We start from the raw sequence: 14,552 nt of genomic DNA, 5'->3' as shown, positions 1-14,552 counted from the left end.
GCCTCCCTGGCTAGATGGCTGCGTCACACCGACCAGCCCGCGGCGCCCCTGCCAAGGGCCGAACTTTAGGAGACCACCGTGGGGCTACTCCGCCTTGCCCTCGTACCGATCGCGACACTCGGTACCAACGCCCTGATCATCGCTCTGACCATCACGTGTGTGCTGTCAAGCGTCCTGCTCACCGCCGTCTACGCCCCCAGCGAGACCCGGCGCAGCGAGGCACGCAAGGTACTCGGCATCGTCTTTCGGCGGCGATGCTGAACATCGCCGTACGGCGGCGCGGTCGGATGCGACGGTGTGGATCCAGGTCTGCAGGGGGCTGGTGTAGTCGACGCTGAGGATCGGGCCGAGCCAGGGCCGGTTCAGGCGGTGGCCGAGGTGGTGGACGAAGCGTCCTCCTGCGCCCCATCCGGCCGGGCGCTTCCTGCTGCGGTCGGCGTGTGCCAGCCGGATGCAGGCGGGGTCGGTCAACGCTGCGGTCACGGTGAGGACTTCGGGCAGGACGGCCGCGTCGCGCACAGCCGTCGACCGTGCGGTGTCAGGACTGCCGGCTGCAGGGCTTTGGGTGAGGCGGTGCATACGTTCGGGCCAGATCTGCTCGTCCGGCCAGGCGGCGGCCTGCTGCCACCACCCCAGCACGATGGTGCAGGCCAGGGCGAATGCCTGCTGTGGATCGTGTCCGCGGGCGGCTGCTCGCCGCGCGAGTGTCGGCCACCGCTGCTGGGCCCTGGCGATCTCGGGGCAGGGGGCCATGTCCAGCCATCCGGGCCCGTCGGGGCTCTCGGTGGCGTCGGTCTGCCAGCGGTGGTGCCGGGTGCAGATCCTCTGCCACAAAGGCAGGTAGCGCACTGCGTGCACGGGGCGGCCGGTGCGGCGGGCCGTGCACAGCCGGCATGCGATGGCCACGGGCCCGAGCGTGTGGGCCTGCTGCCAGTGCACTCGCCCCGCTGCGGGCCCGGCCGGCCGGAGCCCGCCCGGCCCTCGCCCGCTAAGCCCGGTCTGGGCGCGGGTGTCGGGGCTGAAGGCGGCCGGTCCCTGCTGCCACGACGGCAGGGCCCGTGCCAGCGTGCTGTGCGGCAGTCCGCTCAGACGGGCCAGCAGCTCCTGCCCGGCCGGGTCGAAGAGCATCTCTAACGCCGCCCCGGGGCTGCCTGTGCCTGCCCGCGGACGGTGGTTGGTCTGCTGCCACCAGCCCAGCAGGGCTGCGCTGTCCATCCCGTATCCGGCGGCGAGCCGGCGCAGGTACGACCACGTCGTCTCCCCGTTCAACGGGGCCACCCTCAGCACGCTCACGGCCTCAGCCTGCCCGGTCAGGCCGCCCCGGGCAGGGGATCGGCCCACAGGCCGTCCGCACGCGTTGCGTCCAACGGGCCCGACCCTGACCGCTGTTGGGCTACCGTGATCCCGTGCTGCTGCTCCCCGCCGACGCGGGGGTGTCCGCTCCTCCACAGCACCCGGCCAACGGCTTACCCGCATGCGCGGAAAGGGCCCGCCGGGGGAGGACGGTTCCCGTTCTCTTGGTGAGGAGTGCCTGCATGCCTGCTGCCGCGCCGTCCGTTTCGCGCTGCTGCCACGACTGCGAGCGCCCGGTCGGCGGGACAGCGAGCCGCTGTGCGAGCTGCCGGAGCCTGCGCCTCAAACCGGACCGGGCCTACCGACGGGAGATCGCCGACGCCCTCTTCCCGCCCGCCGCCCGTGCCGCTCTCCTGGGACGTATTGCCAGCGGCGAGCACATCAGTGACGTCTGCGCCGATCTGGGAATCTCCGTCCACAGGGCCCGCAGCTACGCCGCGTATGCCCCCGCCTGGGGCCGCGCTCTGGACCTGGCCCTGACCGCGGGGCGCGATCCGGACCTCGACCACGGCACCGCGATGGCCTACCGGCACGGCCGCTGCCGCTGCCCTGAATGCCGCGCCGCGAAAAGAGCCACCCGTCCCTGACCCCGCCGCAGGGACGGCCAGAGCCCGGCGCGCTCTTCGGGAACACGTCCTGGTGTTCGGGATGACCGCAGCACGGCTGACTGACCCAGTTAAGGCGTGAGGGAAGAGCGCCGTCAGATGATCACGGGGTCTTCAGCCCGCGGTGCAAGATGACACGGACCCTCGCGGGGAAGCGTCGTAGGAGGTGTTGGTTTCCGGCGCCCGGAGATCGGGTCAGCGGCTACGTCCGTCAGGGCAGAGGTAATTCCCGAGCCGGGTGTCAGTACGTGGGCCTAGGGTTTCGTTCATGTTCATGCGCGGCCGTAGACAGCGTGATCCACAGGTGGATCCTCAAGCGTTGACAGGCGACTCCCTCGCTGAAGGCGTCCCTAGCCATCTGGAGGCTCCCCTGCGGCGGTGGATCTTCAGCATTCTCCACGACGACGAGGACAATGCAGAAAGGATCGCGCTGGACCTGCGAGTGACGGTGAAGACCGGCAACGTGTATTCACCCGCCAGGTTCCTGGCATTGGGCATTTCCCGGGACCAGTTGATCGATGTCGTCAACTCGATGCTGCGGCTGAGCGCCGCGCCATCTGCAGAGCAGCGCTTCAACCCCGGCTCTGGCTATGGCAGGCGCTCCTACTTGATGACGGCTGGCAGCGGCAGGCGAGAGGTGGAGATTGCGGCCCTGCAGGACATGCTGACCCTCGCGGGCTCCGCATACCGTGTCAACAGTGCCCGAAGCGGCCTGGAGCGTCGTGTTGAGCCAACCGTTCAGCAAGCTGCTGCTCAAGCCCTCGCCACGTCTCGGTCCCAGCAATCCGGATCTGCGTCCCAACACCTGGAAACCGCCTGGCAGTGCGCCTACGGGCAAAACCCAGACCCCTCCAAGGCCTACAGCGAAGCGATCAAGGCGGTGGAGTCTGCCTCGCAGGCCTTGATTGAACCGAACAACTCAAGAGCGACGCTCGGGACGATGCTCAAGGTGATCGGTAACTCACCGCAGCGGTTCACCACGGTGATTCCGGCAGCTGCCAACAGCGGCACCACGGACATCGGGCTCGTGGTGGACATGATGCGTCGCCTCTGGCAGGGACAGACCTCTCGGCATGGCTCGCAGACCCCCACGCAGATGGAGACACAGCAGCAGGCAGAAATGGCAGTCCACCTGGCTGCTGCTCTCGTGCAGTTGTTCGCCGCAGGCCTCGTTCGTCGGATGCCGTAGCCCTTCACCGCGGGCGGGCCGCGCAGCGCAGCAGTCTTCTATGCGCGAGGGGCAGGTCACTGAGGCAGGGCCGAATCCAGCTGACTCTATTGGCAGGGCTGGCCGCCGCGACCGCGCTGACACAGCGCGGTGGGAGAACGGATCGGGGCGTAGCCATGAGTGGCACCGCTCCGGCCTCGCTACCGCCGGTCAGTAGCCAAGAAGTCTCAGCAATCGCGGCACTCGTCGTCGGCGTCAGTTGGCGCGCCGCTATCGCGAGGCTGTGCTGGCGGTCAGCGCTGCCGAGCGCAGGGGGCCGGTCTGTGTGGACGGGGGTACGGGCAGGGGATGTGGGGGAGCGGTGTGCGGGGCTGGGGCGGGGAGTTGGTCGAGGAGTTCGTCGGCGGCGTCGTGTCCGGCGACCAGTTGCTGCAGGGCCTCGGTGGTGAGGTAACGGTAGCTCTGTGGGGGGTGGAAGGCGCTGGTGGCGCGGAGGTGGTCGAGGGGAACGGGGCTGGACAGGGGGCGGGGGGCCTCCAGCAGGAGGGCAGAGGCGTGGGTGGCGCCGTCCATGTAGGCGGTGTATTCAGCTTTGCTGATGCCGCAACTCGTGTGGTGGCGGCGCCAGATGGGTCCGGGGGCGGCGGTGTCGACGCCGGTGAGGCGGGCTGTTCCGGTCAGGGCCATGACGGGGGAGGTGGCGTAGATGATGACGGGGGTGCCGGGGGGGACGGCGACGCGTTGGCGTCGTAGTTCGACGGTTTTGTCGCCGGTGAGGATGGCTGTGGCGAACCGCGGGTGGAGCGAGAGCAGCAGGGCTCGTTGGGGGGTGTTCACCGCAGTCGGTGGCCTTCCTCGTACAGGGCGCGGAAAAGATCGGGTGAGATCTTGAAGACCGACTGTACGTTGACCTTCTGCCCGTGCCGGGCACCGAGCTCTACAAGTCGCCGGTGGGAGACAATGGACGGGAACAGCGCGGTATCGGAGAAGCGCAGAGCCATCGCCTGGCCTGCGTACTTCTGAGAGGTTTCCAGTACATCTTTGCGGCGGTAGACGCCGAGGTGCTTGAACTGCCGATAGAGGCGCTCGCCGTCGTCGATCACGCACTGCTCGAGCCGGGAGCAGGCGAAGACGGCGGACACGCTCATGGTCTCGTCGCTGCTGGCATACCAGAGGATGCGTGCCGGGGCGCTCTCTCCGCGCGGGAGCGGGGAACGGTAGTAAACGTGCTCGCGGCTGAGGCCGAGGTTGTGGTCGCGCGCGAGGAGCCCTTCGGGGTAGCCGAACAGCTCGTAGCTCCACCTCGGCTGGACGGGGATAAGGAAGGTGGGCAGCTCGGCGTCGGTAATTTTCACAGGCCACCAGGCGTGTTCGACGGCGGACGCGGCGGAGGCAGGCAGCGGGGCGGTGAGCGGGGGCAGCGTCAGTCCGAGCCGTCCGGCGAGTGCGGCTACGTGTGCGTCGAGGGACCGGGTGTCGGTGAGCCGGTCCAAGACGAGCGCGACGAGGCTGGTATCGCCGGCCGGGCGAAAGGCGTCCTCCTCGGCGGCGGCCCGCACTGCCCGCTGTAGATGGGGATCGCTCAGCCGGAGGACTTCGACGCCCTCGGTGCGGCAGCGTTGGCGCAGCAGGAACAAAAGCTGCCGGGCCAGGGTAGCGCCGAGCGCATGCTGCTCGTCCACGCGCAGCAGCGGCACGTGCAGTTCGCCGTCGCGGGTCTCGTGGCAGTACGTGGCCAGCAGCCGGCCGTCCTGGTCGGTGATCTGTTGCCGGATCCACCGGCCGGGTAAGGCCGCGAAGTCCCGCAGCCGCTTTTTGAATGCCTTCTGCCTCTCCCCGGCAGGCTTGTTGAGGAAGACCAACTGCTGCTGCTCCTGGCCCGCGGTGACAGCGGTCGTGGTCATAGCGGTGCCCAGCAGGCTGCCGGGCTGATAGGCCTGCGCGCGGGTGAGTTCATCGATGGCCAGGACGCTGTCGGTCGGTCCCAGGATCCGCACCCCGCACACCTTCTCCGCCACGGAGCTGAGGGCGATCAGACCCTCGTCGCGGGTCACCAGCAGTTGCACACCGGCGGCGTGGGCCTGGACGACATAGTCAAGATCCGCATGGTCGTTGGGAGTGCGGGGCAGCTCGATGCCCAGCTCCTCCCAGGCCGCTTCGATCAGGTTCCTGCGAATCCGGTCCTCATCGACCTGTTCGAGTTCGGGGTGCTGGTAGCCCACCAGCGCATGCATCTGGGCCTTGCGTTCAACGGCATGGCTGCCGTTGTGGATCTCGGTGACGAGCTGCGGCAGGACGACCAGCTTGATCAGGCCCACCAGCCAGGGGGCGACCAGGGCCTGCGTCTCCTGAGCACCGTTTCGCGGGAGCGAGCTGTGCAGGTCGGCGAAGATGTTGCAGTCCATCGCCGCGGTCACCAGCGCTGGCGACTCGATCTCGGTGAACAGGTCGGGATGGCCGTGACTGCGCCACCACACCACGAGTGGTTCACGCGACTGGCCGCGGCCGGCGACCTCCGTGCGCATCTGGAAGCCCAGCCGGATCCACATCTTCTCCAGGCCGTAGTTCTTGCGGCACTTGAGCACGATGCCCAGCCGGTCGGCATGCCGCTCGGAGATAGCGGCGACCAGCTTGGCGTTGATGCCCCGGCCGCGGTAGTCGTCGTCGACGCACAGGTGCGCCAGGCGTACCCTGTCGCCGGGCAGGCCGTACAGGGCGTAGCCCGCCAGCCGGCTGCCCTCCACGGCGGCCAGGAGCGTTCCAGCCTGCGCGGCCTGCCGGAACGCTGCATGCGGCAAGAACCCCAGCGTCTTGCGGTTGCGGTCACCCAGGCCGATGACGTCCGCCAGCAACCGCTCGTCACCCGCGCCCACCGCCGTGATCCGCACGTCCCCGGCACCCACAGCTTTGACCGGCACAGCGGCACCCCCCCACGCGTCTGGTGATCTGTCAGACACAGAGTGTGGTCACTTCTGCCACCATTGTCACCCGAATCGGCCGCACATCCCCCGCAGCCATCTCAAGAACGCAGAAAACGGGGGGCTTTCGGGTCAGCCGATGATGGCGTGGAAGAACATCACCCCGGCTCCGAAACCGGCACCCGCAGCGAGAACGGCGGCAGGCAGCGAGCGTTGGGCGAGATAAGTCAGCACGCCGGCTCCGATGCCGGTGAGGACGCCGAGCAGCAGCACCAGGGTGCTGCGCAGGCCGAGCAGCGGCCCGCCGCCGGACTGCTGGGTGTTCTGACTCACGGTGAACTCCTTTTGTCTTGCGGGCATTTCGGCCCCGGTGGGGCCTGCGGTCGTGAATGCTCTAGATGCCGGCCGCGTCTCTCCCCTCGCCCGTTGAGGTGTGGCGTGAGTCACAGAATTTTCTGGTGGGTCTGGCGAGGGGAACGGCGCGGCCGACGCCTATGACATCCGCGACAGGCTGGAAACGGGGCCCACGGGGGCGGCAGAGCGCAAGGGAGCGAGTGTTGCCGGATGAGATGTGCCTGGGGGGTGCCCCGCAGGGCCTCTTGCAGGAGGACCAAGAGCTTGAGGAGCTCAGCACCGCGGGCCTGTTGAGCCTGGAGCACACGCTCGCCAGCACGGCGCAGGACGAAGCCGTCCGCTTCGTACGCCGCGCCGCGGATGCCCGCCTGGTCGACATCCTGCGCGCCGACAACTTCCAGGGCTCGCGCTACGAGAAAACCACCAGCCGACTGATGGAGTACGGCTGGCTCACCATCAACAAGTGGACGGGCACCGGAGAAATCTTCGCGCACGCCCGGCGAGCCGGCCGGCCCATCCCCCTCCATATGACCGCACCCGACTGGGACGCCGATGACCGCTCCGAGGTCGCTACCGAGACCGTCGTCGCCGGCCTGGACCTCTTCCTCGAGCACGGTCTCATCCGCGGAAAGTGGAACCCGAGCGGCGGCGCCAGCCTGTCCACCTACTTCGTCGGTGCCTCCATCCGCTCCTTCCGCACCGTCTATATGCGCTGGTTCCGCAGCGTGCAGATGGGGCAGGCTGAGCTAGACCTGCCCCCCAGCGACCCGGACGGAGCGCCCAGCGACCGGGACATCCCCGATCAGCGCGCTACCGACCCCTTCTACGCCGCAGCCACCCACGACGAGATCAAGCGCATCCTCCCGTACATCACCGATACCAAGGTCCGCAGAGGGCTCGCCCTGCGCGCACTGGGCTACACACAGCAGCAGGCAGCCGCCGAGGTCGGGCTGAGCGAGAAGGCGCTGGAGGGCCGCATCGGCCGGCTCCGCACCCGCATCCTCACCGACCTGGCCAAGAAGTCCGACCTCGGGGAAGGGGGAGCACGATGACCGTCCGGAAGGACGAACCCATGGACCACCTCGCTGCGACCGATGACGAATTCGACGCGCTGCTGGACGCCTCCAGCCTGGGCGCCCCCCACGTCGTCGCCGAGACCGGTGACATCCCCGCCACGGCGCGACGCCGCATGGCGCAAGCCGTCCGCCAGCAGCGAAGGATCCTCGCCCCGCCTGGCGACACGTCCCACCCAGCAATGGACGACGCCGATAGCCAGCCTGAAGCCCCTGCCAACGCGGAACGGCCATCACAGCAAGCTCAGCCGGTGCACCGCGGGATCCTCTACGCGGCAACCGGATCCGGCAAGAGCGCGATCTTGGCCGCTCTCTTCGCCTCCTGGCACGGCACACACATCGACTCGAGTCCCAGCAGCAGACGTCAATCGCTCACACGGTGGCTGTCGACCGAACCATCGACAGATGGTCTGCGAAGCACTGCGTGGCTGGCAGGCGCATTCGATGAAACTGGGGCAGTCAGACCACAAGACGGCATCGCTCATGACGATGAAATCGGCCCCCTCTCCAAGCGCCACGATGCTTTGGCTGAGTTGGTGGCATCCATGCCTCGCTGTGCACGCATTGAAGGACAGGCGCTCTCAACCGTTACGGCCGCAGCCCTGCAGTTGACGCGGCTGCTGTGGCCAGACGACGGGACGCGCACGTCTCCTGTCCTCCACGCCGTGAGCTCGGCGCGGAAAGCGCACAAGCCGCAGGGTCTGTGGAATCTAAGGCATTTGATGGAACCTCACGTGCACCACGACCAATCACTGGGCAGCGCCATGACCACAGCGTTGCTCATGCGTTCCACGCCAGTGACGGGCCTGCTGATTTCGCGCTTCACCACTTGCGCCTATACGGCGGTCGGCAGCGGCCTGCTGGTCCCGAAGGCGGACGGCGCACCTCGCCACCGTCATCGGCTCCAAGAGACCGGCACGACAGGCCGCGACCTGAGGCAACCACGCGGGACGCACAGGATGAAGCTGCGTCGGGCGCTCATCGACGGGCTGCACGAACTGTCCGCAGAACTACCTATGTTGTTCCACCTCGATGAGCGTGAATCACTGGCGCTGACATCAAGCTTGCACACCCGGCTGACGTACCGCGTATCTGATCCCTACGCAGTCGAAGCGCGCTTTAGGGCAGACGACAGAGACGAAACGGTATGGACCTTTGCCCGCGACCTGCTGAAAAACGGCCTGGAACGCCGGAACGGCCTCGGCGACGTCGTCGTATGGCCCGGCACGGGAACGCAGGGAGAACCACGGGTCTTCGTCCGACTCTCCTCGCCTGAAGGAACTGCACTGCTATCCGCCGCAGATGCCGACCTGCGAGCGTTTCTCGCAGCTGCGAGCAACCTGGTTTCCTACGGCGCCGAGCATCCACATCTCGCACCAGCGCTGGACGCCCTGGAGACGACGATAGGAGAGCTTGCACGGCCAGGGCGATGCGAGTAGGCACCCCAAGCAGCTTTAGGCTGCTCACGCCAGCGGGATGGGGCTTCCGTAAAACGACTCACGGAGCTCCATGCGGCGAAACGCCCACACGGCGAAGTGGCTTGTGATGCGCGGAGCGGCCGGTAACGGGTGATGTGGTCGCCCTGGGTGGGTGCGTGTCCAACGCCCGCCCTGTTGGGGGAGGCCGCGCGGCGCCGAGGGATGACCGTGCCGCGGTCGTTCGCTGCGGTCAGCGTTCTCTTCTGGCGTGCCGGCCTTTGCCTCGCCCAAAGAGCTTGGTGACGGGCCGCAGCAGCCGGCGGAACCCGCTGTGCTCGTCGGGCTGTGGAGCGGGCATGGACCAGGGGCCCGCAGTTGTGGTCGTTGGCTGCGGGAAGCCGGCCTGCCTGCTGACGGCGGTCGGCGTCCAGGAGCCTGTGGTGGTGGCCGTCTGCCGGGGTATCCAGAGCGGGAGGAACGGCTCCACGATCACGCGGCGCCGCTGCCGCGGGATTGCCGGATTCAGCGAACGGTTTGTGGCGGTGGCGGGCTTGTTGTATGCCGGGTCGTAGAAGTCCGCCGACGGCCATTGGCCGTAGCGGGTCCAGGCCTGGTCGGCTCCGTATGCGTAGGAGGAGTGCCCCGCGTAGGGGTCATACGACCAATAGTCCGCATCCGCAGAGGACCGCTGGGGCTCGGTGCCGTAGAGAGAGGTGAAATCGGCAACGTACGCACTGGGAACCATGGTGTCCCAGGGCGGGACAGCAGTGGCAGACGTATAGGGCGCGCTGAGCCCCTCAGCTGCCCGCTCGACGGTGTCCCTGGTGTCCTGCAGGGCAGCCTTTGCCGTGAGAGCGTCCCGGGCCCTCTCAAGCTGCGCCGCCTTCCGCTCTGCCCGCTCCAGCTGCTGCCGCAGCGCGGTGTTCTGCGCTTCAACCGTCTTGAGGCGGGCGACCAGACGCGACTATCTGCGCTGGCGCGCGCCTGGAAAACCTGGATCTCCGCAGCTTTGCCATGCTCGCTGCGCGTCTTCTCCGCGGACAGGCGACGGGACTCGCCCTCCCAGCGCTCCGCGCGTGAATGGGCAGCCTTCAGCTCGTTCTGGTGGTGCACGAGTAGGTCGTACATAGCCGGTGAGGTGCACCGCAGCCACTCGGCGTAGCTTCGTTCCAGGGCTTCGCGGTCATCAGGCAGAACGGGCAGCCCCTCGTGCTCACGGAGCTCAAGCAAGAGGTCAATGTCCCGGAGCTGGGGGTGACGCGATCCCTGGACGATTCCGTGCAGGCTGTCCGCCAGAACAGTCAGCCGCGGTGCGTCCTCGACGCGAAGCGCACGAATGGCACGGCTGATCCTCGCCAGGTCGCCGCCCAGCGGCTCAACAATCGATGCCGTACCGGGGTGTCCGCCTTCCTTGACACGCTGCGAGACCATTCGCAGGGACGGACGCCCTGCAGCGGCGTGCAGATCTCGCATCGCTTGGCCAAGGCGCCGCAGCGCACTGTTTGACGCCTGGTCACCCGGCGGATCAGCCGGCATAGCCAGGCCTCCACAGTCTCAGTTGGGTCGTAAAGGCCAGAGCATCCCACAAGATCCAGGATCACCCCGGGCCGACCCGCTGAGCCATCAATACTCAAGTACATCTATCCGCCTGGTCGGATGCTCCAAGCGCCCCCTAGCCCGCCGGCCGACCAGAAGCGGTCGCCGACTAAAAAAGCCGGCTGGCGATCGCAACGGGCCGCCGGGTCTGCCGCCAGCCACCGGCCCGGCCATCCCCGCTCGGGCGTGATATTCCGCTCAAGCGGACGGCTGCTGGCACTGCTCTGCCCTCCTGCTCCTCCGCTGGCACCGCGCCAAAATAGAGCCCGGTTGCTGCCCGTACCCTGCTCGACAGCAGCGAGCTGGGGAGCGCCGAAGCCGGGCGATGTTCGATTCTGGAAACGCTCCAAGTGCCCGGAGTGACTAGGCGATTGCAGCCATGTCACCTGCATAAATACGTGCACGGTCCTACGTTTCCAGACCGGCTGGCGCCAGGGAATGTGGAAGCTGTTCGATTCTGCACAGCGTCCCTGGAGCTGCAGTGTTGCGACAGCGTGGGCGTATACGGAGCCTCAGCGATGCGGTTGAGACCTTGGGCGGCCTACTCGTGACCCGGGGTGCTTTGCCGCCCGCAGGACCTTTGGCCTGAGGAGGCTCGCTGCTGCAGATAGCAGCTGGCAAATCGGGAGCTGATGCCCCTTGCCGGGCCAGAAGCGGCCAGCACGGGCGCCCTTTTTGTAACCTTATTGGAATGTTTGTCCATACGGGCTGGCCGTAAAGAATCTTGCTCGATTGCTAAACGGATCCGATCCTGACGTACTCTTTTCTACGCCGGATCCTCCAGGGGGTCCTGCACAGGTGCGCCTCGTGTGCACTGAGATTGAAGCCGGCACCCGAGCTCCGGGCAAAGAGAAGAGGGTGCGCGGCAACAGATGGGGCGGAGCTCTGGAGCTCCGCCCCATCACAGTCACCATCCCTCGCAGGTGCAATAACGGCCCAGTCGCAAACGATGGGCAGCAGGCCAGATGAGCCAAACGCAATCCGCCAGGGGAACTGAGCGAAGTCAGCGCCAGAGTAATGTACCGGAGCCCCACCCACGGATGGTAGGTGGCATATACATGAGACGCAACGGTGATCGAATGCGGAGAGAGGTGTATTAGTCTCTGGATGACAGGAAAAGAAAAGTTGAATTATTAACATTGATGCAGTGAGGCTGACGATAAAAAGCACGGATTTCTAAGTATGTATCAATCATTGTAGTGCCAGCGCGCGCGTTCGCCCGCGCACCACCCCCCGATACCACCGCGCCCCCCTGCGCAGCCGGGACCAGCTCCAGGAGCCGCTCCGAGAACTCGCCGACACCACGCCAGCCACACGACCGAGACCGGCACCGAGAAGACCTCGACCACCAGGCCGCCGCCCCCATACCCGCACCCAGCCCTCCAACTCGACCACCCTGCCGACGTCGACCTCCATGACGACGACCTCGTCGACCAACCCGTGGAACACACAGACCTCCGGACCGACGACGCCCCCCGCCGCCCACGCCATCAAGCCGAGCAGGATGGCGTTGGAGCCGGAGAGGCCGTTCAGTCAGTCGGCATGACGCCCACGAACCCAGGAACGAGGCCCGGCCGGCCCACCGTCTTGATCTCGCCGATCGCGAACCCGAGGGCGATCAGCAGACCGCCCGCCGCGACGAACGGGACCATGTAACTCACGCCGGACATCTGCCACTTGCGCAGCTTGGTGCCGTAGCCCTCGCCGGCGTCGCCGGCGCGCTCGACCGGTGTGCCCCTGCCCGCGGGGGCGCCCGCGGTCACCTCACCGCGCGCCGCCTTCCCGCGCACCTCGGTGATCAGCTCGCCGGGGCGGTTGATGCCGGCCTTCACGCCGACGTCGACGGTCGGCTTCCCGGCGAAGCGCTCCTTCTCGCGTACGGGCACGTCGTGGGCGAAGATCACGCCGTCCGCGGCCGCGATGACCGCCGGGTCGAGCCGGGTGTAGCCCGCCGAGCCCTGGGTCTCGACGACGAGTTCGACGCCCGACTCGCGGCCCGCGTTCTCCAGCGACTCGGCGGCCATGTAGGTGTGGGCGATGCCGGTCGGGCAGGAGGTGACGGCGACGATGCGGAAGGGGCGCTCGTCGGCGGAGGGGGCGCCCGGCGCCGGGGCCGTGCCGTCCGTGGACCGCGACCACCAACACTGCCAAGTACGCCCTCAAGGCCTCTGGAACCCACCAGGAGCCCCCCAGAGCCTCGCACCAAAAAAGAAGGAGCCACGAGTCTCCTCGTGGTTCCTCCGCCCTGCCCAGCGCCGCCTACCCGCTCCCATCCCCAAGACCATCACGCGCCGCGCCCCACTGATCGTGGATACGACGACGCGCCTGCATGAGATGCACCCTCACAGTGCTCTGAGTGATACCCAGGTCCTGCGCTACCTCGTCGACGCTCTTGTCCACGAGGTAGCGCAGGGCGGTGGCGCGCTGCTGCTGCTCCGGCAACCCATGCAACGCTTCCACCAGCATCAACCGCAACTCCACGCACTCCGCGACGTCCGCCTCGGACGCCTCCGTCTCGACCACGGTGTCGACCGGCACGAGCGTAGGTATCGCAGCCGCCCGCTTCGCGACGAAGTTGCGCAGCACGGTACGCACGTACCGCTCCGGGTGATCAATCGAGCTCCACCGGCCCAGCACCGCGAGCAGCGCCTCCTGCACCGCATCCTCGGCCTGACCACGATCACGCGTGCTCAAGACCGTCTCGCCGACGAGCTGGTGATAGATCCTGCCGTAGAACCTCGTGAACTCCTTCTCCACACAAGGATCCTTGACCTGCCGCTGACCCAGTGCAGGAACACCATGCCGACCGTGAACACCAGCACGAGCGCCCACGTCATCCCCGCCCATCACCAGGATGAACCTCCCGCACCACCGACTTCGTCACGCCGTCCGCCTTCGCCGGCGCCGAGAGCACGTTGACCCCGGCGAACGTCGCGTTCACCAGGGCGACCAACAGCATCCCGAAGGAGATCCAGGTCCCCGGCTCCCAGCGGCTCCACCAGCGCTTCGGCACCGCCTCGCCCCAGAACAACTGGACCCGCCTGCGCTGCTCCAGACGATCCACCAGAAACCAGCCCCCGGCCGCACACATCACCACCATGGCCAGCATCAACCACCGGGAGGCGAGGGAGTTGTCCGTGACACCGAGGCCGGTGAACACGGCCCCGATCACCCCGACCAACCCACCGCCGAGGCAACCAACGATGCGTGTCGGCACCGACTTCAGGGCGAGTCGACAACGCGTCTTGACCAGCAGCATCTCCAACTCGCTGACCATGCTGTCGATCTGCTCGGCGTCGCCGTCGGCGTACGCGGTGACCCCGTCCTCGACGACCTCGAGGACGAACTTCACCGCCGACGAGCGAACCACGAAGTACACGTTGTCGAGCTCGACAACCTCGTCCGCCGGCACGAACCAGCGCACGTCCGGCAGCTTGAGCAGCTCCTCGACCGTCGGGGCGTCGAACTGGCGATCCCGCGGGACCGCGCACGTGGTCCAGACGGTCACATCCGTCGCCGCGAAACGCCGACTGACCGCGTGCTCGACGCGACTCAGCGCCACGCGATCGATCTTGCACCCGTACATGCGCATGCGTACGGGAAGGTGGCCTGCGGCTCCGAGAGCCGCAGGCCACGTGGCCCTATCCACGGGGTCCTCCACAAGTCCGCTTCGTTTCACTGAAATTGCGGTCCAGGCCCCGGCTCCGGGCAGGTGTCGGGTCGCTGAACCTCAGGCGAATCTACCACCGTTCTGTGCGTCCTTGACAAGCGTGGTCATCGACGGACGGGCCACCCGCTATCCGGAGGTTGAAAGCGAGGAAGCGGAGGGGATCATGCTTGATGAATTTCCCGAGGAAGGAACAGAATTGACGACATGTGAAAAAAATCAGCGAGGCCGGCCGCGCCGAGAGCACCCCTAGTAGCTGCCGCTGAATTCGCGGAGCGAATTCAGTTACTCGCCCTAATTGCGGAGCAATTGGGGCGAGTAACCAACGGAGTTGGTTATGAATTCGGACGGAGTCCGAATTCAATTGCCTTGCGGAGCAAGGCAATTGGGACCGCCGCGT

Annotated in this window: 12 protein-coding genes and 1 pseudogene; 5 read left to right on the top strand and 8 right to left on the bottom strand. The window is 67.2% G+C overall.

Going from position 1 to position 14,552, the window contains the following annotated elements; translation table 11 throughout:
• Positions 1-165 precede the first annotated feature (165 nt).
• Positions 166-1,293: a TniQ family protein gene (locus tag R2S09_RS36045; RefSeq protein ID WP_316745456.1), complete on the bottom strand. Its 1,128-nt coding sequence runs from the start codon at positions 1,291-1,293 to the stop codon at positions 166-168.
• A gap of 242 nt (positions 1,294-1,535) precedes the next feature.
• Between R2S09_RS36045 and R2S09_RS36040 the strand changes: the two genes are divergently transcribed.
• Positions 1,536-1,940, top strand: a complete 405-nt coding sequence (locus R2S09_RS36040; RefSeq protein ID WP_316745455.1) for a hypothetical protein — start codon at positions 1,536-1,538, stop codon at positions 1,938-1,940.
• A 286-nt stretch (positions 1,941-2,226) separates the two neighbouring features.
• A complete protein-coding gene (locus R2S09_RS36035; protein WP_316745454.1) occupies positions 2,227-3,147 on the top strand; it encodes a hypothetical protein in 921 nt (306 codons plus the stop codon).
• 249 nt (positions 3,148-3,396) lie between these two features.
• Here the strand turns inward: R2S09_RS36035 and R2S09_RS36030 are convergent, their stop codons facing one another.
• From R2S09_RS36030 to R2S09_RS36020, 3 genes are all read right to left on the bottom strand, one after another.
• Positions 3,397-3,963 (bottom strand): ASCH domain-containing protein, encoded by a 567-nt coding sequence (locus R2S09_RS36030; protein WP_316745453.1) that lies wholly within the window; start codon positions 3,961-3,963, stop codon positions 3,397-3,399.
• Entirely contained in the window at positions 3,960-6,014 is a 2,055-nt protein-coding gene (locus R2S09_RS36025) for a GNAT family N-acetyltransferase (protein WP_316745452.1), read from the bottom strand. Before R2S09_RS36025 ends, R2S09_RS36030 begins: the two co-directional genes overlap by 4 nt.
• Before the next feature lie 162 nt (positions 6,015-6,176).
• Positions 6,177-6,377, bottom strand: a complete 201-nt coding sequence (locus R2S09_RS36020; RefSeq protein WP_316745451.1) for a hypothetical protein — start codon at positions 6,375-6,377, stop codon at positions 6,177-6,179.
• Positions 6,378-6,601: 224 nt separating this feature from the next.
• Between R2S09_RS36020 and R2S09_RS36015 the strand changes: the two genes are divergently transcribed.
• Positions 6,602-7,450, top strand: a complete 849-nt coding sequence (locus tag R2S09_RS36015; RefSeq protein ID WP_316745450.1) for a hypothetical protein — start codon at positions 6,602-6,604, stop codon at positions 7,448-7,450.
• A complete protein-coding gene (locus R2S09_RS36010) occupies positions 7,447-8,910 on the top strand; it encodes an SsgA family sporulation/cell division regulator (protein ID WP_316745449.1) in 1,464 nt (487 codons plus the stop codon). The genes R2S09_RS36015 and R2S09_RS36010 overlap by 4 nt, the downstream gene beginning before the upstream one ends.
• 229 nt (positions 8,911-9,139) lie before the next feature.
• Here R2S09_RS36010 and R2S09_RS36005 read toward each other — a convergent pair whose 3' ends face one another.
• On the bottom strand, positions 9,140-9,634 hold the full coding sequence (locus R2S09_RS36005) for a hypothetical protein (RefSeq protein WP_316745448.1): 495 nt from the start codon (positions 9,632-9,634) through the stop codon (positions 9,140-9,142).
• A gap of 464 nt (positions 9,635-10,098) precedes the next feature.
• Here R2S09_RS36005 and R2S09_RS36000 point away from each other — a divergent pair, with 464 nt between their 5' ends.
• Positions 10,099-10,395, top strand: a complete 297-nt coding sequence (locus R2S09_RS36000; protein WP_316745447.1) for a hypothetical protein — start codon at positions 10,099-10,101, stop codon at positions 10,393-10,395.
• 1,640 nt (positions 10,396-12,035) lie between these two features.
• Here R2S09_RS36000 and R2S09_RS35995 read toward each other — a convergent pair.
• The 3 genes and pseudogenes from R2S09_RS35995 to R2S09_RS35985 all read right to left on the bottom strand — a co-directional run.
• Positions 12,036-12,593: pseudogene (locus R2S09_RS35995) on the bottom strand (fructose PTS transporter subunit IIB); the annotation flags it as partial.
• A 151-nt stretch (positions 12,594-12,744) separates the two neighbouring features.
• The gene (locus R2S09_RS35990) at positions 12,745-13,242 is read right to left on the bottom strand and encodes a sigma-70 family RNA polymerase sigma factor (RefSeq protein WP_316745446.1); all 498 of its coding nucleotides are present in this window, start codon (positions 13,240-13,242) and stop codon (positions 12,745-12,747) included.
• Between the two features lie 76 nt (positions 13,243-13,318).
• Positions 13,319-14,146, bottom strand: coding sequence for a hypothetical protein (locus tag R2S09_RS35985; RefSeq protein WP_316745445.1), 828 nt, complete (start codon positions 14,144-14,146; stop codon positions 13,319-13,321).
• Between the last annotated feature and the right edge of the window lie 406 nt (positions 14,147-14,552).

The sequence above is a fragment of the Streptomyces sp. MK7 genome, assembly GCF_032658145.1.
Taxonomy (GTDB): Bacteria; Actinomycetota; Actinomycetes; order Streptomycetales; family Streptomycetaceae; genus Streptomyces; species Streptomyces spiralis.
The sequence above is the reverse complement of the archived record's forward strand: the minus strand, read 5'-3'. Positions and strand labels throughout refer to the sequence as shown.